Source organism: Micromonospora sp. NPDC000663 (assembly GCF_042898105.1).
Lineage (GTDB): Bacteria > Actinomycetota > Actinomycetes > Mycobacteriales > Micromonosporaceae > Micromonospora.
Genome location: NZ_JBIAYR010000001.1, coordinates 742,783 through 759,656 on the forward strand (window position 1 = coordinate 742,783; position 16,874 = coordinate 759,656).

The 16,874-nt window shown below is 69.9% G+C and carries 16 protein-coding genes and 1 pseudogene; 13 read left to right on the forward strand and 4 right to left on the reverse strand.

Features of this window, described 5'->3' with window-relative positions; translation table 11 throughout:
* The first annotated feature begins 141 nt into the window (after positions 1-141).
* The 3 genes from ACFY1S_RS03585 to ACFY1S_RS03595 are packed head-to-tail and all read left to right on the forward strand — an operon-like array spanning position 142 to position 5,931.
* Positions 142-2,841 (forward strand): ricin-type beta-trefoil lectin domain protein, encoded by a 2,700-nt coding sequence (locus ACFY1S_RS03585; RefSeq protein WP_387112510.1) that lies wholly within the window; start codon positions 142-144, stop codon positions 2,839-2,841.
* Between the two features lie 22 nt (positions 2,842-2,863).
* Positions 2,864-3,277, forward strand: a complete 414-nt coding sequence (locus tag ACFY1S_RS03590) for a hypothetical protein (RefSeq protein WP_387112512.1) — start codon at positions 2,864-2,866, stop codon at positions 3,275-3,277.
* Positions 3,277-5,931 carry a DUF4132 domain-containing protein gene (locus tag ACFY1S_RS03595; protein ID WP_387112515.1) on the forward strand — a complete coding sequence of 885 codons (2,655 nt, stop codon included), beginning with the start codon at positions 3,277-3,279 and terminating at the stop codon, positions 5,929-5,931. Before ACFY1S_RS03590 ends, ACFY1S_RS03595 begins: the two co-directional genes overlap by 1 nt.
* A 60-nt stretch (positions 5,932-5,991) precedes the next feature.
* On the opposite strand, the gene ACFY1S_RS03600 is transcribed toward ACFY1S_RS03595, so the two are convergent.
* Positions 5,992-6,747 carry a hypothetical protein gene (locus ACFY1S_RS03600; RefSeq protein WP_387112518.1) on the reverse strand — a complete coding sequence of 252 codons (756 nt, stop codon included), beginning with the start codon at positions 6,745-6,747 and terminating at the stop codon, positions 5,992-5,994.
* Between the two features lie 110 nt (positions 6,748-6,857).
* On the opposite strand from ACFY1S_RS03600, the gene ACFY1S_RS03605 reads away from it, so the two are divergent.
* Entirely contained in the window at positions 6,858-7,244 is a 387-nt protein-coding gene (locus tag ACFY1S_RS03605; protein WP_387112520.1) for a hypothetical protein, read from the forward strand.
* A gap of 11 nt (positions 7,245-7,255) precedes the next feature.
* Positions 7,256-7,411, forward strand: coding sequence for a hypothetical protein (locus ACFY1S_RS03610; protein WP_387112523.1), 156 nt, complete (start codon positions 7,256-7,258; stop codon positions 7,409-7,411).
* A 13-nt stretch (positions 7,412-7,424) separates the two neighbouring features.
* Here the strand turns inward: ACFY1S_RS03610 and ACFY1S_RS03615 are convergent, their stop codons facing one another.
* Positions 7,425-8,444 (reverse strand): aldo/keto reductase, encoded by a 1,020-nt coding sequence (locus ACFY1S_RS03615; RefSeq protein ID WP_387112526.1) that lies wholly within the window; start codon positions 8,442-8,444, stop codon positions 7,425-7,427.
* A gap of 98 nt (positions 8,445-8,542) precedes the next feature.
* On the opposite strand from ACFY1S_RS03615, the gene ACFY1S_RS03620 reads away from it, so the two are divergent.
* The 5 genes and pseudogenes from ACFY1S_RS03620 to ACFY1S_RS03640 all read left to right on the forward strand — a co-directional run bounded on the left by ACFY1S_RS03620 (position 8,543) and on the right by ACFY1S_RS03640 (position 12,578).
* A complete protein-coding gene (locus ACFY1S_RS03620; protein ID WP_387112529.1) occupies positions 8,543-9,010 on the forward strand; it encodes a helix-turn-helix transcriptional regulator in 468 nt (155 codons plus the stop codon).
* A 5-nt stretch (positions 9,011-9,015) separates the two neighbouring features.
* On the forward strand, positions 9,016-9,426 hold the full coding sequence (locus ACFY1S_RS03625; protein ID WP_387112531.1) for a VOC family protein: 411 nt from the start codon (positions 9,016-9,018) through the stop codon (positions 9,424-9,426).
* 35 nt (positions 9,427-9,461) lie between these two features.
* Entirely contained in the window at positions 9,462-11,834 is a 2,373-nt protein-coding gene (locus ACFY1S_RS03630) for an ATP-binding cassette domain-containing protein (RefSeq protein WP_387112534.1), read from the forward strand.
* A pseudogene (locus ACFY1S_RS03635) lies at positions 11,835-12,414 on the forward strand (glycoside hydrolase family 15 protein); the annotation flags it as partial.
* An 8-nt stretch (positions 12,415-12,422) separates the two neighbouring features.
* Entirely contained in the window at positions 12,423-12,578 is a 156-nt protein-coding gene (locus ACFY1S_RS03640; protein WP_387112537.1) for a glycoside hydrolase family 15 protein, read from the forward strand.
* On the opposite strand, the gene ACFY1S_RS03645 is transcribed toward ACFY1S_RS03640, so the two are convergent.
* Positions 12,575-13,402, reverse strand: a complete 828-nt coding sequence (locus ACFY1S_RS03645; protein WP_387114272.1) for a DUF72 domain-containing protein — start codon at positions 13,400-13,402, stop codon at positions 12,575-12,577. The two genes, ACFY1S_RS03640 and ACFY1S_RS03645, sit on opposite strands and share 4 nt — an antisense overlap.
* Before the next feature lie 121 nt (positions 13,403-13,523).
* Here ACFY1S_RS03645 and ACFY1S_RS03650 point away from each other — a divergent pair, with 121 nt between their 5' ends.
* A complete protein-coding gene (locus ACFY1S_RS03650) occupies positions 13,524-14,540 on the forward strand; it encodes a glycosyltransferase (RefSeq protein WP_387112540.1) in 1,017 nt (338 codons plus the stop codon).
* 68 nt (positions 14,541-14,608) lie between these two features.
* Positions 14,609-15,337: a Clp protease N-terminal domain-containing protein gene (locus tag ACFY1S_RS03655; protein ID WP_387112543.1), complete on the forward strand. Its 729-nt coding sequence runs from the start codon at positions 14,609-14,611 to the stop codon at positions 15,335-15,337.
* A gap of 10 nt (positions 15,338-15,347) precedes the next feature.
* Here the strand turns inward: ACFY1S_RS03655 and ACFY1S_RS03660 are convergent, their stop codons facing one another.
* Complete coding sequence (locus ACFY1S_RS03660; RefSeq protein ID WP_387112546.1) at positions 15,348-15,866, reverse strand: hypothetical protein; 519 nt, start codon at positions 15,864-15,866, stop codon at positions 15,348-15,350.
* A gap of 469 nt (positions 15,867-16,335) precedes the next feature.
* Between ACFY1S_RS03660 and ACFY1S_RS03665 the strand changes: the two genes are divergently transcribed.
* Positions 16,336-16,815 (forward strand): DUF4396 domain-containing protein, encoded by a 480-nt coding sequence (locus ACFY1S_RS03665; protein WP_387112549.1) that lies wholly within the window; start codon positions 16,336-16,338, stop codon positions 16,813-16,815.
* Positions 16,816-16,874 lie beyond the last annotated feature (59 nt).

The window sequence follows — 16,874 nt, forward strand, 5'->3', positions numbered from 1 at the left end:
GCATAGATGAATTGCGATCGACCGTTGCATTCATCACACGTGTGACCTACGCTTCGGAAAGATTTCGGGGCGATTACATCCGTACTCATCGCTCGATGCACACGGGGTTCCCTGTCGACGGCACGTGAGAGGAACGGGTCCGTGAGGTCAATCGTGTCAACCGCTCGAACATCACTGCTGGCGGTGGCTGCTCTCGTCGCCGCCACGCTGCCGGGCGTGCTCGCCGACCCGTCGCCGGCAGCGGCGGCGGTCCAGGCGACCTACTACGTCGCCCCCGACGGCAACGACGCCAACCCCGGCACGCTGGCATCTCCATTCCGGACGGTCCAACGCGCACGGGACGTCGTACGGACGGTTAACGCGAGCATGACCGGCGACATCACCGTCTACCTGCGCGGTGGCAGGTATCCGGTAGGCAGCACCATCGAGTTCGGCGCCGGTGACTCCGGCACCAACGGCTTCCGGATCAGCTACGCCGCCTACGCGGGGGAGACGCCGATCCTGGACGGCGGCGTCCAGGTGACCGGGTGGACCCAGCACAGCGGCGACATCTGGAAGGCCCCGCTGGACCGCTCCACCAAGCTGCGGGCGCTCTACGTCAACGACAAGCGCGCGTACATGGCGTCGAAGACGGTCGGCTCGGCGGGGTGTTACGGCACGTACACCGTCACGGCCGGTCAGGCCGACTGGGCCTGGGAGTCGGGCTCCCAGTGCGACGGCGCCAAGTACAACCTGGCCGACTTCCCCGCCATCGCCCGCAACCACGACGACATCGAGATCGAGACGGGGACGACCTGGACGACGGCGATCGTCGGCGTCCGCCAGGTGACCACGAGTTCCGACGGCGCGAACCGGGTGGCCCTGTTCCAGCAACCGGGTGCGGCGATCGCCCAGGGTGCGTTCAACGGCAACGCCCAGGTGGGCGGCACCCACAAGCTCATGAACGCGTACGAGTTCCTGGACGCCCCCGGCGAGTTCTACTTCGACAAGAGCAGCCGGACGGTCTACTACTACAAGTCCAGTAGCGAGAACATGGCGACGGCCGCGGTCTACGCGCCGAACAACGTGACCACCCTGCTGCGGGTCTCCGGCACCTCGACGAGCAGCCACGCGCGCAACATCACGTTCTCCGGCCTGACCGTGCAGCACTCCGACTGGAACCTGTTCTCAGTCGCCGGCTCGTCCTTCAAGCAGGCGCAGCAGGGCAACCTCGGCGCGCACGCGTACGCGAAGGGCAACTTCCACGTCTACTACTACCGCAACGTCGACGTGACCCCCGGCATGATCCAGGTGCAGAACGCCGACGGGATCCTGCTGCAACGGAACCGGGTCCAGCACTCCGGCGCCGACGGCATCAGCCTCGTCAACGACGTACAGAACACGCAGTTGATCGGAAACCACACAAACGACATCGCCGGCTCCGCCATCGACGTCGGCCACCCCCAGCACGTCTACATCGGAGACGGCACGTCGACCAACCGGGAGAAGTACTCCCCGCAGGTCGAGGGGCTGCCGAAAAACATCGACATCAAGAACAACTATGTGTACGACAGCGCGGTCCTCTTCAACGGGCACAGCCCGATCTCGGCGTACTTCGCCGACACCCTCACGATCCAGCACAACCGGATCGAGAAGAGCCCCTGGTCGGGCATCACCCTCGGCTGGGGCTGGTGGAACTTCGACGGATCATCGGGCTCGATCGTGCCCAACCGGCCGACCACGACGGCGCGGAACAACACCATCAGCTACAACCACATCATCGACACGGTGCAGCGCCTCAGCGACACGGCGCCCATCTACACGCTCGGCAGTCAGCCGGGGACCACGATCACCAACAACTATCTCCAGGGCGTTCCCTCAGGTCACAAGTACGGCCTGCACCCGGACGAGGGATCAGCGTTCATCACGTTCCGCGACAACGTCCTGAGCATCGACAAGAACGTCACCTGGATGATCAATTCCGACGACTTCGGGCGCAAGCACGACCTGAGCATCACGCAGATCTACGGCCCCATCAACAAGGTCTCGAACAAGAACCTGCCGAACAGCACGATCGGCGACATGATTGTCTCCTCCGACTACGTCTGGCCGGCGGCGGCGTACGCGATCGCCGCGAACTCCGGCCTCGAGGACGCGTACCGGGACATCCTCCCGGCGAGCACCTTCTCGGCACCGAACTACGTGCTGCCGGCCAGCACCTTCGTCGCCAGCGCCACGGCGTCGATCCCGATCCGGAGCACTGGTGACGCCACCAGGTCGCTCTGGCTGGCTCCCTCCGGCACCACCACCTTCACGGCCGGGCCGACGATGACCAGGGCGTCCGGCACCGCCACGACAATCGCCGTGCCGGCGTCGCAGGGGGAGTACCGGCTCTACGTCCTCGACGCGCAGGGTAACCGCTCGGCGGAGTCGACAGCGATCGTGCGGCAGCAGAGCGGCGGCGGCACCCCGCAGGGCGGGCAGCTCGTGGGCGGTCAGTCCGGCCGCTGCGCCGACGTGCCCAACTCCGCGACCACCAACGGCACCCAGGTGCAGCTCTGGGACTGCGGCGGCGGCACGAACCAGCGATGGACGTCCACCAGCGGCAAGCAACTGACGGTGTACGGCACCAAGTGCCTGGACGCGTCCGGGGCGGGCACGGCCAACGGCACCCAGGTCATCATCTGGGACTGCCACGGCGGCCTCAACCAGCAGTGGAACGTCAACGCCAACGGCACCATCACGAACGGCCAGTCCGGGCTCTGCCTCGATGCCAACGGCGCCGCCACCGCCAACGGCACGAAGCTCATCCTCTGGTCGTGCAACGGTGGCACCAACCAGCAGTGGAGCCTGCGCAACTAGGCAGGGCCGGAACGATCCGGCGGTGAGGGCTCCGGCCTGGTGGTTCGTCCACCCGACCGGAGCCTTCGCCACCTCGCCGTCGACCGCGCTCGACGCGGTGTCGGTGGTCTGCGCTAGCTTCTGCGCCATGCCGATGATCACGATCGCCGATGAAGTGACCGGAGCGCCAGCGGGTCCCGAGTGGACGGTGGAGGTTTTCGAGGAATCCGTACGCCTCGACGAGTTGATTCGCCGACGCACACTTCTGGAGATCGCCGAGTCCGGCGCCGACGTCGACCCGGAGGAGCGGACCCGGGCGGCGCTCGAAGGGTTCGTCCGCAACCGTTTCGTGGTGCTGGTCGACGACCGGCAGGTGACGGCCCTGGACGAGAAGGTGAACCTGCACGCGGGGTCCCGGATCACGTTCCTCAAGCTCGTCCCGCTGGTGGGTGGCTGATGAGCGACTTCGACGCGGAGCTGGCGCTGCGCGCGGTGGTCGCCACCGCCAACGGATGGTGCGAGCACGGCGACGGCACCATCGGGCGGTACCGCAAGGAGGAGTACGCCAGGCAGGTGGGAATGGTCTGCGTGTGGGCGCCGGCCGGCAGGGGCGAGGCGCTGCTCGCCGCGCTCGACGACCCGCACGGCCCGTACGACCTGGCTCCCGCGCAGCGGGAGTTGCTGCCGGAGGCCACCCAGCAGGCCCAGGTGCTCGGCGCCGCCGTGGCGGACCTGGCGGCCGCCGACCCGGATCCCGACCGGTGCGCCACAGCGGCGCTGACGTTGCTCCAGTACCGGCCACGACTGCCCTACGACGGCGATCCTTGGGATGATGTCCGTCGCGAGATGTGGGCCCGGGCGGAGCGGTTCCTGGACGGCCGACCGGTGCGGGTGCGGCAGGCGGTGTTCGACGCGTTGACCGTGCCCGGGGACGCGGACAGCGACGGGCGGATCACGCTGATCCGTGCCATGCTCGCGGGCGGCGGGCTGGACGGTACCGAATGGCTGAATCGGCTGGGCGGTCAAGCCTGGCTGAGCTTCGGGAGGTGGAGTTCCTGGCTCAAGCAGTTCACCTGGGAGTCCCTCCAGGCGGGGGCACTTGCCGGACGGACGCACCCCGCGGCGCTGGCGACCTGGCGCCGGACGCGGATCGAGTACGGCACGTCCGGCATGAGTGGCGAGGCCGACCTGATGTGGCCGATCCCAAACGTCGGTGAACAGTGGGCCGACCGCGCCGTCGCGGACATCGAGGCCATGCCGCAGGAGCGCCGGGCCGCGTGGCACACGCTGCTGGTCCACTGCCCTCTCGGCGCGGACAAGGCGAAGCCCACGACCGCCTGGCGCAAGCAGGCCCGGTCCCTGCTCGACGCCGTCGGCGGCGACGAGTACGCCGCCCGGCTCGACGAGTGGCTACCCCTGGTCGGCCTGCCGCGCAGCCTGCCGCTGCGCATGACCACTTGCTGCCCAGGCCACATGGCGGACGCCCCGACGCGGATGATCGACCGCCACAACGTCGGGCTGCTGTGGGGTCTGATCTGGATGCGGGCGATGCTCCCGCCGTCGGAGGAGACACTGCGCAGCCTCGGCCAGATCGCGGAACGGGCCGCTCGCAAGATTCCCGGGCACGGGCCGGCGAACCCGAAACTGGCGAACCTCGCAGTCGCGGCGCTCGTCGACGCCGATCATCCGGCCGCACTCGCGCAACTGGCGCGGCTGTCGTCCCGGCTGACCTACAAGAGCACACTGCGGCTCGTCGAAAAAGGGCTGGCGGCGCACGCCGAGGCGCTCGGCGTCAGCCGCGAGGACGTCGAGGAGATGGCCCTGCCCGGCTTCGGGCTGCCACTCGCAGACAAGCTGGGCGACTGCTCGTACGAGTTGGAGGTGCGCGGTGTCGACGCCGTCCTGGTGTGGCGCAACCCGGACGGCAAGGTGGTCAAGGCTCCTCCGGCTCAGGTGCGCAAGGAGCACGGCGACGAGCTGAAGGAGCTGAAGGCGACGGTCACTGACGTCGCGGCGACGCTTATCGCCACCCGCGACCGCCTGGAGGGGCTGCTGCGGCGTGACCGGTCGTGGACCGCCGAGCAGTGGCGGGAGCGTTTCCTGGACCACCCGCTGGCCCGGACCCTGGCCCGGCGTCTTATCTGGACGGTCGACGGCGTGGCCTGCTGCTGGGGTGACGGTGCCCTGCGCACGGTGGACGACGCGGTGGTCGAGCCCGCCGACAGCGTCACGGTCCGGCTGTGGCACCCGGTCGACGACCCGGCAGCCGTCCGTCCCTGGCGGGACTTCCTGACCCGGCACGCGGTCACCCAGCCGTTCAAGCAGGCGCACCGGGAGCAGTACCTGCTCACCGACGCGGAGCGAACCACCGGCACGTACTCCAACCGGTTCGCCGCGCACATCGTGCGACAGCACCGCCTCAACGCGCTGCTGTCCCGGCGTGGCTGGTCGTACGTCCAGCACCGCAACGACGGTGCCAGCTACGACCTGCCCTGGTTGGCCCTGCCCGACTGGGGTCTGCGCGCCCAGCTGAACGTCGCGGGCATCGAGGATCGGGGCGACGACCTGGTGTTCGACACGATGGCCACCGACCAGTTGTGGTTCGTCAGGGGTGAGCGCACCCCGGTGCCGCTGGAGGAGGTTCCGGCGGTCGTGCTGAGCGAGGTGATGCGCGACGTCGACCTGTTCGTGGCCGCGGCCGGGGTGGGCGCCGACCCGAACTGGTACGACGGTGGCCCCGACGGCCGGTACCGCGACTACTGGTCGCAGAGCAGCTTCGGTGACCTCACCCCGACCGCCCGGACACGCCGGGAGGTGCTGGCGGAGCTGATCCCCAGGCTGGCGATCGCCGGCCGCTGCGCCGTCACCGACAAATTCGTCGAGGTACGCGGGGATCTGCACACGTACCGCATCCACTGCGGCTCGGGCAACATCCTGATCGCCCCTGACGACAGGTACCTGTGCATCATCCCGGACTCGGCGAAGGCGAAGGAGCCGGAGATGTTCCTGCCCTTCGAGGGCGACAGCCGACTCACCGAGATCATCAGCAAGGCCCTGCTCCTGGCCGCCGACAAGAAGATCAAGGACCCGGTGATCCTGCGTCAGCTCTGAGATGTGGGCAGAGCACACGGCGGCCGGCCGGAGCGCCACACCTCCGTCCGGCCGCCGGCACTAACGCGGGGGCGAAATGTAGAGCCGGATCCCGCACCCCGTCTCGCCCGGCTCCAGCCAGGCGGGGTCGTACCCGGGCGATTCGATGGCCCCGCCGGCGGTACGGACCAGCAGGAGGCATTCCCGTTCGGCGGGTACGCCCACCGCGGCGACGAGGGCACCCTCGTGGGTGGCCGTGTCGACGGTGACGTGCCGCTCGGGGAACGCCGCGCGCACCGCACCGGCGAGCGTGCTCGCTGTGGCGGCGCGCAGGGCCGCCGTGAGTCGGGCGCGCGCGTCGTCGGGCAGTGCCGGGACCGGCGCGGCGCTGGGCACCGGCGGTGTGGCCACGGCCGGGCAGTCGATCTCCTGGCGGGACGTGGCACTGTGGAGTTCGAGCCGGTAGCGGTAGCACCGCGTGGCCTGCCCGGCGGAGTGGCCGAGGTCGCCGAAGGAGGCCCCGTGGTCCTCCGTCACCGTCACGGCGATCCGCACGTCGATGACGGCCTGCTCGTGGGGCGCGGTCCGGCCCGACCAGGCCAACGCCTCGACCCGGACGGGGGAGCTGTCGCCGGCCGCCACCGGGGGGACACCTGTCGCGGCGATGTACTCGGCGTCCCGGATCCGGTCGCCGTACCCGAGGTCGGCGACGAGGCGTTCGGCTTCGGCGGCCGCCATGTCCCGGGCCATCTCGTCGCCGTCGCCGTAGTCCGCGCATCCGCTCAGCAGCAGGCAGGCCACCACCGCCAGCGCGCCGGTTCGGGAACGAGGTGCCATGGCGTCGAGCATGCCTGCCGGCGTCGGCAGCGGGATGAGTGTTCGTACTCATCCCGCCGCTTCTGTGGCAGCATCGACGGGCGGGGGCGGACCGTTCTACGGGAGTGGGCATGGCACTGGGACCTGTGCTGGTGGTCGGTCTCGATCCTCTGAAGATCCCGGGTTGGGACCCGGAGCCGGTCGTGGCGGCGACAGCCCGCGGTCAGGCCCGCTTCGCTGAGCACGGCATCGAGGCCGACCTGTGCCTGGTGGTGCCGGACGAGAGTGCCGAGGCGGCGATCGTCGCGGCGCTGACCCACAGGGACTACGTCTGCGTGGTGGTCGGCGGCGGTATCCGTAAACACGAGCCGCTGCTTCCGCTCTTCGAGAAGGTGGTCAACCTGGTCCGGCAGCATGCCCCAGGCGCGGCGATCGCCTTCAACAGCAGCCCCGACGACACCGCCGACGCCGCGCTCCGGTGGCTGCCCGGCGATGCCCGGGAGCGCGGTGGCCACTGACGCCCGAGTACATGAGCGGGATCTACGACGCCCACGACGTCCTGGGCTGGCCCGGCGAACTCGTCCTGCCGGAGAGCACCACGCTGGAGGGGGCCGTCGAGGCCATCGCCGCGGCCGCCGGGCTGTCCCAGTCCGGGCGTGGGGACGACCTTCCGGTCGTCCCCTGAGCCCGGTGACGCGTCAGCGCCGTCGAAGGGCCGGGTCGAGCAGGGCGGGCGGGGTGTCGAACTTCTCCTGCGGGGCGAGGTCGACGCCCGGAGCGACGATCGCGTCGATCGCGTCGAGCACGTCTGCGGAGAGGACGGTGTCCGCGGCGTCGAGCTGGGAACGCAGATGCTCCATGGTGCGGGGGCCGATGATCGCGCTGGTCACGGCCGGGTGGGCGGTGACGAATCCGAGCGCGAGCTGGATCATGGTGAGGCCGGCCTCGTCGGCGACCGCGGCCAGCTTCTCGACGGCGTCGAGTCGGGCCTGGTTGGCGGGGATGGTGGTGTCGAAGCGTTGCGGCAGCACCGTCGAGCGGTTGGTGGTGATCTCCCGACCCGCGCGGATCGCGCCGGACAGCCAGCCCGAGGCCAGCGGGCTCCACGCCAGAACGCCGAGCCCGTACTGTTCGGTGACGGGCAGGACGTGCGTCTCCACCCCGCGTTGCAGGATCGAGTAGCTGGGCTGCTCGGTGACGTAACGGCTCAGGTGGCGGTCCCGAGCGGTCCACTCGGCCTGCACGATGCGGTAGGCGGGGAACGTCGACGAGCCGAAGTAGCGGATCTTCCCGGCGCGCTGGAGGTCGGTCAGGGCGGACAGCGTCTCCTCGTCGCTGGTGCGCGGGTCCCAGCGGTGGATCTGGTAGAGGTCGACGTGGTCGACACCGAGGCGGCGCAGGCTGTTGTCCAACTCGGTCACCAACCAGCGCCGCGAGCTGCCCTGGTGGTTGCGTTCGTCGCCCATCGGCATGCCGGCCTTGGTGGCCAGCACGATGTCGTCGCGGCGGCCCACGATTGCCTTGCCGACGATCTCCTCCGACTCGCCCTGGGTGTACATGTCGGCGGTGTCGACGAGGTTGACGCCGGCGTCGAGGGCGGCGCCGACCAGGGCGGTGGCCTCGTCCTGGGTGACGCGTCCCAGGCTGCCGAAGTTCATCGCGCCGAGCGCGAGGGTGCTGACCTGTACGCCGGTGCGGCCCAGGGTGCGGTACTGCATGGCTGTCCTCCACGATAGGTTGGCTGGCGGCTAAGTGGATCGCCGTTCCGTTAACCACTGTACGGAACATTGTTCCGGTTGCCAACCCGACCCCTCTGATGTGGCACGATTTGGCCGTGACCAGCACACCTGCCGAGGAGCAGCGGCTGCGCGATCTCGCGCGGCTGCGCCGCGTCCGGGACCGGATCGACCGGGAGTACGCCCAACCACTTGACGTCGAGGCGCTCGCCCGGGGCGAGCACATGTCGTCGGGGCACCTCAGCCGGGAGTTCCGGCAGGCGTACGGGGAGTCCCCGTACAGCTATCTCATGACGCGGCGCATCGAGCGGGCGATGGCCCTGCTGCGTCGGGGTGACCTGAGCGTCACCGATGTCTGCTTCGCTGTCGGTTGTTCCTCGCTGGGCACCTTCAGCACCCGCTTCACCGAGCTCGTGGGTGTGCCGCCGAGCGTCTACCGGCGCGAGGCGGTACGCGCGACGGACGGAATGCCGTCCTGCGTGGCGAAGCAGGTGACCAGACCGATCAGGAATCGAGAAGCCGCGCACCTCCGGCCGCGCCTAGCCTGACTGCCATGGACATCAGCATTCACTCGAGCTTCCTTCCGCACACCGACCCGGACGTCTCCCTGGCCTTCTACCGCGACATCCTCGGCTTCGAGGTGCGCAACGACGTCGGATACCAGGGCATGCGCTGGATCACCGTCGGCCCCGTCGGGCAGCCCGACACGTCGATCGTCCTGCACCCGCCGGCCGCCACGCCCGGCCTCACCGACGACGAGCGCCGCACCATCGCCGAGATGATGGCCAAGGGCAGCTACTTCGGTGTGAACCTCGCCGCCACCAACCTGGACGAGACGTTCGGGACGTTGGCGGACAGCGGCGCCGAGGTGGTCCAGGAGCCGACCGACCAGCCGTACGGCGTGCGGGACTGCGCCTTCCGTGACCCCGCTGGCAACATGGTCCGCATCCAGGAGAAGCGCTGAGCGGTCGGCGGGGCCGGACGGCAGATGGAGACACGATGAAGAAGGCGTCGGGGCCGCACGCGGCCGACAGTCACGACCTGATCCGCGTGCAGGGCGCGCGTGTCAACAACCTCCGGGACGTCAGTGTCGAGATCCCGAAGCGCCGTCTCACGGTGTTCACAGGGGTCTCCGGGTCGGGCAAGAGTTCCCTGGTGTTCGGCACCATCGCCGCCGAGTCGCAGCGGATGATCAACGAGACGTACAGCTCGTTCGTGCAGGGTTTCATGCCGACCCTGGCCCGCCCGGACGTCGACCTGCTCGACGGTCTGACGACGGCGATCATCGTGGACCAGGAGCGGATGGGTGCGAACTCCCGCTCGACTGTCGGCACCGCCACCGACGCGAACGCGATGCTGCGCATCCTCTTCAGCCGGCTCGGAAAGCCGCACATCGGCTCACCGAACGCGTACTCCTTCAATGTCCCCTCGGTGAAGGCCAGCGGCGCGATCACCGTCGAGCGCGGCGCGGGCCGGACGAAGACCGAGAAGGCGACCTTCACCCGCCTTGGCGGGATGTGTCCACGCTGTGAGGGCATGGGCTCGGTCACCGACATCGACAGGTCAGCGCTGTACGACGACACCCTGTCGCTCAACGAGGGCGCGATCACGATCCCCGGTTACAGCATGGAGGGCTGGTACGGCCGCATCTTCCGCGGCTGCGGCTACTTCGACCCGGACAAGCCGATCGCGAAGTACACCAAGCGGGAGCTGGACGACCTGCTGCACAGGGAACCGACCAAAATCAAGATCGACGGCATCAACCTGACGTACGCCGGTTTGATCCCGTCGATCCAGAAGTCCTTCCTGTCCAAGGACGTCGACGCGTTGCAGCCGCACATCCGCGCCTTCGTGGAGCGGGCGGTGACGTTCACGACGTGCCCCGACTGCGGCGGGACGCGGCTCAGTCAGGCCGCCCTGTCCTCGAAGATCAAGGGGAAGAACATCGCCGACGTCTGCGCGATGCAGATCAGCGACCTGGCCGCCTGGGTGCGGGGTCTCGACGAGCCGTCGGTGGCGCCGCTCATCAAGGGGCTGCAACACCTCCTCGACTCGTTCGAGGAGATCGGGTTGGGCTACCTCTCGCTCGACCGCCCGTCCGGCACGCTCTCCGGTGGTGAGGCGCAGCGCACCAAGATGATCCGCCACCTCGGGTCGTCGCTCACCGACGTCACCTACGTCTTCGACGAGCCGACGATCGGGCTGCACCCGCACGACATCGCGCGGATGAACGAGCTGCTGCTGCAGTTGCGCGACAAGGGCAACACCGTGCTCGTCGTGGAGCACAAGCCGGAGGCGATCGCGATCGCCGACCACATCGTCGACCTCGGTCCCGGCGCCGGCACCGGGGGTGGCACCGTCTGCTACGAGGGCAGCGTCGAAGGGCTGCGGAGCAGCGGCACCATCACCGGCCGCCACCTCGACGACCGGGCGCAGCTCAAGCCGACTGTGCGTAAGCCCACCGGGGCGTTGGAGATCCGCGGCGCCAATGCCCACAACCTCCGCGACGTCGACGTCGACGTTCCACTGGGGGTGCTCTGCGTCGTCACCGGCGTCGCCGGGTCCGGCAAGAGTTCGCTGATCCACGGCTCGATCCCTGCCGGCGCGGGAGTGGTCTCGATCGACCAGGGCGCGATCCGCGGCTCGCGGCGGAGCAACCCGGCCACGTACACAGGTCTGCTCGACCCGATCCGCAAGGCGTTCGCGAAGGCCAACGGCGTGAAGCCGGCGCTGTTCAGCGCCAACTCCGAGGGCGCCTGCCCGACCTGCAACGGCGCCGGAGTCATCTACACCGACCTGGCGATGATGGCCGGCGTGGCCACCACCTGCGAGGACTGCGAGGGCAGGCGGTTCCAGGCCTCGGTGCTGGAATACCACCTGGGCGGTCGTGACATCAGCGAGGTCCTCGCGATGTCGGTGTCGGAGGCCGAGAAGTTCTTCGGCGCTGGCGACGCGCGGACGCCCGCCGCGCACGCCATCCTCGACCGGCTCGCGGACGTCGGGCTCGGCTACCTCAGCCTCGGCCAGCCGCTCACGACGCTCTCCGGTGGCGAGCGCCAGCGGCTCAAGCTGGCCACCCACATGGCCGACAAGGGCGGCGTCTACGTCCTCGACGAGCCGACCACCGGCCTGCACCTGGCCGACGTCGAGCAGCTGCTCGGCCTGCTGGACCGGCTCGTCGACTCGGGCAAGTCGGTGATCGTCGTCGAGCACCACCAGGCGGTCATGGCGCACGCGGACTGGCTCATCGACCTCGGTCCGGGCGCCGGGCACGACGGCGGCCGGATCGTCTTCGAGGGCACCCCCGCCGACCTCGTGGCCGCCCGCTCCACCCTCACCGGAGAGCACCTGGCGGCGTACGTCGGCTCCTGAGCCTGCCCGCACGCGCCCCGGGCGCTCAGCACCGAGGAGGCGTGCGAGCTGCTCGCCCAGACCCGTGACTACTGGCGGCGGTGGCTGGACCATTCCCGGTACACCGGCCGGTGGAGGGAGATGGTCGAGCAGTCGGCGATGACGCTCAAGCTGATGACGTACGCCCCGACCGGCGCCCTGGTGGCCGCGCCCACCACAGGGCTGCCGGAGCAGGCCGGTGGGCAGCGGAACTGGGACTACCGCTACACGTGGATCCGGGATGCGTCCTTCTCGGTGCACGCACTGCTCCGGCTGGGCTTCACCGACGAGGCCGCGAAATATCTGTACTGGCTCGACGCCCGCATCCGGGACGCCCGGGACGGCGACCTTCCCCTACAGATCATGTACCGGATCGACGGCTCACCCGACCTCCCCGAGGAGGTGCTGGGCCACCTGGAGGGCCACCGCGGCTCGGCCCCGTACGCATCGGCAACGGCGCCGCCGACCAGTTGCAGCTCGACATCTACGGTGAGGCGCTGAACTCCCTGGAATCGCCGACCGGAGTGGACTTATCGCCCCGCACGAGGGATGGCGTAAGACGGCCGGAAGATGCTCACCTACAGCAGCCCGCTGGGCCTTTACTCGGAGGAGATCGCCGCCACCGGCGAGCAGATCGGCAACTTCCCGCAGGCGTTCAGCCATCTGTCGCTGATCAGCACCGCGTCCCACCTCGACGAACTGCTCGACAAGCGCCGCTGTCCCTAGAAGAGGGTGAGCGGCCCGACAGGTATCGGATCGGGCAGCGGGTCGAGGCCCGGCAACCGCGCCCGTACCTCGTCGTGGAAGCGGCGGGCGAGCACCGGCGCGTCGGCGTTGTCCGGGGTGTGGACGAACACCGTCGGCGAACGCCCCTCGCGCAGCCAGTCGACTGTGACGTCGACCCAGCGCCGCCACCCCTCGACGGTCCGCGTGGTGTCGTCACGACCGAGGTAGCGGACGATCGGCTGGTCGGTCAGCGCCGTCGTCCGCAGCGGCACGCGCGGCTTCTTCATCCAGGCGTCCCGTTCCGCGTCGCTTGTCGGCGGGGTGGTGGAGAACGCGGTGGTGTCGAACGGGATCCACTCGGCGTCCGTGTCGGCGAGGGTCTGTTCGAGGAGCCGGATCGCGCCGGCGTCGGTGAAGAACGCCGGGTGTCGGACCTCCACGGCGTACCTGTGGGATCGGGGAAGCTGGTCCAGGAACCGGCCCAGGGTCGGCACGTCGGCGGGGGAGAACGAGCCGGGCAACTGGACCCAGAGGGCGTGGGTACGCGGGCCGAGCGGTTCGATCGCGTCCAGGAAGGCATGCAGCGGCCCGCAGGTGTCGGTGAGCCTGTTCTCGTGCGTGACGGCCTTGGGGAGTTTGAGGACGAAGCGGAAGCCGGGATCGGTCTGCGCGGCCCACGACGCCACCGTCTCCCGGGCCGGAGTGGCGTAGAACGTCGTGTTTCCCTCGACGGCGTCGCACCAGCCCGCGTAGTGCCGCAGCCGCTCCTGCGGCGGAAGCGGATGTTCCAGCAGCCGGCCCTGCCATGCCCGGTGGGTCCACATCGCGCACCCCACGGCAAGCCGCACGACCGCCTCCTTCCGCCGCACCGCACCCGACCGAGCCCACGGTATACGCGCGCCGACGCGACGGGGCCGACAGGTGTGGCGGGTAGGGTCCGACGCCATGCGTCTGCTGTTCGCCAGCCTCGCCTCCGTCGGCCACACCTACCCGCTGATCCCACTGGCGGTCGCCGCCCGGGACGCCGGCCACGAGGTGCACTTCGCCACAGGTACGGCGGTGCACGAGCCGCTTGCCGCGAACGGCCTGCGACCGTTCCGTCCCGGCGACGCCTTCTACGAGGTGTACGCCGAGGATCTCGAACCGGAGCTGGCCCGGCTGCGCCCGGATCTGGTGGTGCACGAGTGGGGGCTGCCCGGGGCTGCCGTCGCGGCCCGGCGGGCCGGTATCCCCGGCATCTGGCACGGGTTCGGCCGGATGTTCCCCGACGGCATCGGGCTCGAACGGCCGACCGGGAACGCGGAGGTCGTCGGCCGCCCGCACGTCGACATCTGCCCGCCCTCGCTCCAGGACAGGGACTTCATCGCCACGCAACGGCGGATCGAGCTGCGGCCGGTCCCGTTCTCGCCACCGGGCCCGCTGCCCGACGTCGCCAATCGCCAGGGCTCCCGACCGTTGGTCTACCTGACGCTCGGTACGGCGTTCGGCACGCCGGAGCTGTTGACCACTGCCATCGCGGGACTGGCGACGCTCGGCGTCGAGGTGGTGGTCGCCGCCGGTCGGGTGATGCCGGAGGAGCTTGGCGACGTTCCCGACCACGTCACGGTGCGTCGATGGCTACCGCAGGCGGAGCTGCTGTCGCACGTGGACCTCGTGGTGCACCACGGCGGCAGCGGCACGACCCTCGGCGCGCTCGCGGTGGGCGTACCGCAGCTCATGCTGCCGCAGGGCGCCGACCAGTTCGCCAACGCGGACGCGGTGAGCGCCGCTGGTGCCGCCCTGCGCCTGCTTCCGCACGAGGTGGACGTGGCCGCCGTCGCCGAGCAGGCCGGCAGGCTGCTGCCGCGGCACGGCGGGGGCGAGCACCACGACGCGGCCCGCGCGCTCGCCGGGGAGATCGCCGCCATGCCCTCGCCGGCGACCGTCGCGCGACACCTGCCGGAGTACGCCGCGATCGCCTGAAAGCCTCAGGGACCGTCGATCGTCAACTTTTGGTTGACGGAAGGATGCCGTCAACCTATGGTTGACGCATGACGGATCCCATCCAGATGAGCAACACGGTCAAGCTCGACGACCTCATCCAGGCCATCAAGAAGGCGCATACCGACGCGCTCGACCAACTCACCGACGCGGTCATCGCGGCCGACCACCTCGGCGAGGTCGCCGACCACCTGATCGGGCACTTCGTCGACCAGGCGCGACGCTCGGGCGCCTCGTGGACCGACATCGGCCGCAGCATGGGGGTCACCAAGCAGGCGGCGCAGAAGCGGTTCGTGCCGAAGGCCACCGACGCGGCGGCGCTCGACCCGAACGCCGGCTTCGGCCGGTTCACCACACGGGCCCGCAACGTGGTGGTGGCCTCGCAGGAGGAGGCCCGGGCCAGCGGTCATGCCGAGATCGGGCCGGAGCACCTGGTGCTGGGCCTGCTGGCCGAGCCGGAGGGGCTGGCCGCGAGGGTCATGGCCGGTCGCGGGGCCACCCCCGAGGGGGTACGCCAGGCGGTCGGCGCCGCCCTCCCGCCACCGGCCGACCAGGTCCCGGACCTCATCCCGTACGACGCGCGCGGCAAGAAGGCGCTGGAACTGACCTTCCGGGAGGCGCTGCGCCTCGGGCACAACTACATCGGCACCGAGCACATCCTGCTCGCTCTGTTGGAGCAGGAGGACGGCTCCGGCGTGCTCAGCGACCTCGGCCTGGAGAAGCCGGCGGTCGAGGCCGACCTCTCCGCCGCGCTCGCCGCCGCCGTCGCGCAGAAGTGACAGGCCCCGGTCAGGAGACGTCGGGGAAGCCGTAGCGCAGGGCGTGCTCCGGATCGGCAGGGTCGATCTGGCGTACGCCCGCGTCGGCGAGGCGCTTGTTGACCTCGTCGAGCCGCTCGCGCACCAGGCGGGCCTCCTCCTCGGTGACCCGTCCCCGGTGCGGCTTGCCGGCGTGCTCCAGAGTGCCGTAGTCGATCTTCTCGGCGCTCTTGCGGGCCTTGGGTGGGCGGACGCGCTCGGCGGTCTTCAGCAACTGCGCCATCGGCACGTCGGTCGCCATCGCGTCGAACTCGCTGGCGGTCAGCACCACCCGGCGGGGTTCGCCGCCACCGTGCCGGTCGTGGATCTCGACCACGGCGACGTCCAGGGCGGCGTCGTCGATGTTCTCCACCTCGGAGGGGGTGGCGTCCAACTGCACGGGCCCGGCGACCAGGTCCGGGTGCTCCAGGACGACGACGCGCACCGCCTCGTCGTCCTGCTGCAGAACGGTGCCGGTGAAGTCGGAGACGTGGATCGTCTTCTTGCCCATGCGCGGAGCTTCTCCTGTCGTAGGCCGGATGCCGGACCACAAGAAATTACCCGACAGGTGTGCGAAAGCCGCCGCTGGACCTCCACCGGTGTGTCGTTCGGCGCCCGCTGGTCGACACCACTTCACGCACGAGCGTGGTGTCAGTGCGTGTTCAGGCCGTGCCTGCTGGAGCTGCCGACGCGCAGTCTGTTCAGTTCACCCCACGACATGCCGCCCGTCGCATGCCACCCGTGGTGACGGGGTTGGACCGGAAGGTGTTCCAGCGCCTCCGCTGGCCACCAGAGTCGCTCCGGGTCCTGGTGGTGGCTGTCGTTCGGCTGATTCGGCATGGCCATACCGTCCCAAACAAAGGTGTCCATGTATGGAAATACCTATGACGGTCAATAGTTGCGGTTGGTTCCCGGATCTCCGGCCCGGGGGTGGTCCCGGTCACTGGCAACATACCCCCCAGGGGTATAACGTGCCGGGCATGGAGAACACGAATCCGACCCGACTGGCCATCGCCGCGACCCTGCACTGCCTGACCGGCTGCGCCATCGGCGAGGTGCTCGGCATGGTCATCGGCACCGCTCTCGGCTGGTCCGACCTGGCCACCATCGCCCTCGCCGTCGTGCTGGCCTTCGTCTTCGGCTACGCGTTGACGATCCGTCCGGTGCTCCGCTCGGGCCTGCCGCTCGCCCGGGCGATCCGGGTGGCCCTCGTCGCCGACACTGTGAGCATCGCGGTCATGGAGCTGGTGGACAACGGCGTCATGCTCGCCGTGCCGGGCGCCATGCGAGCCGGCCTCGCCGACCCGCTGTTCTGGGGCAGCCTGGCCGGCGCGCTGGCGGTGGCCTTCGCAGTGACCGTGCCGGTGAACCGCGCCCTGATCGTGCGGGGACGGGGGCACGCGGTGGTGCACCAGCACCACCACGGCGGCCACCACCCCACCGCACCGACGGCGTCGTGACCCCCGTCCGGCGGCCCGGGGGATCGCCCGCCGGGCGGCCCCGCCCGGCGTACGGTGAT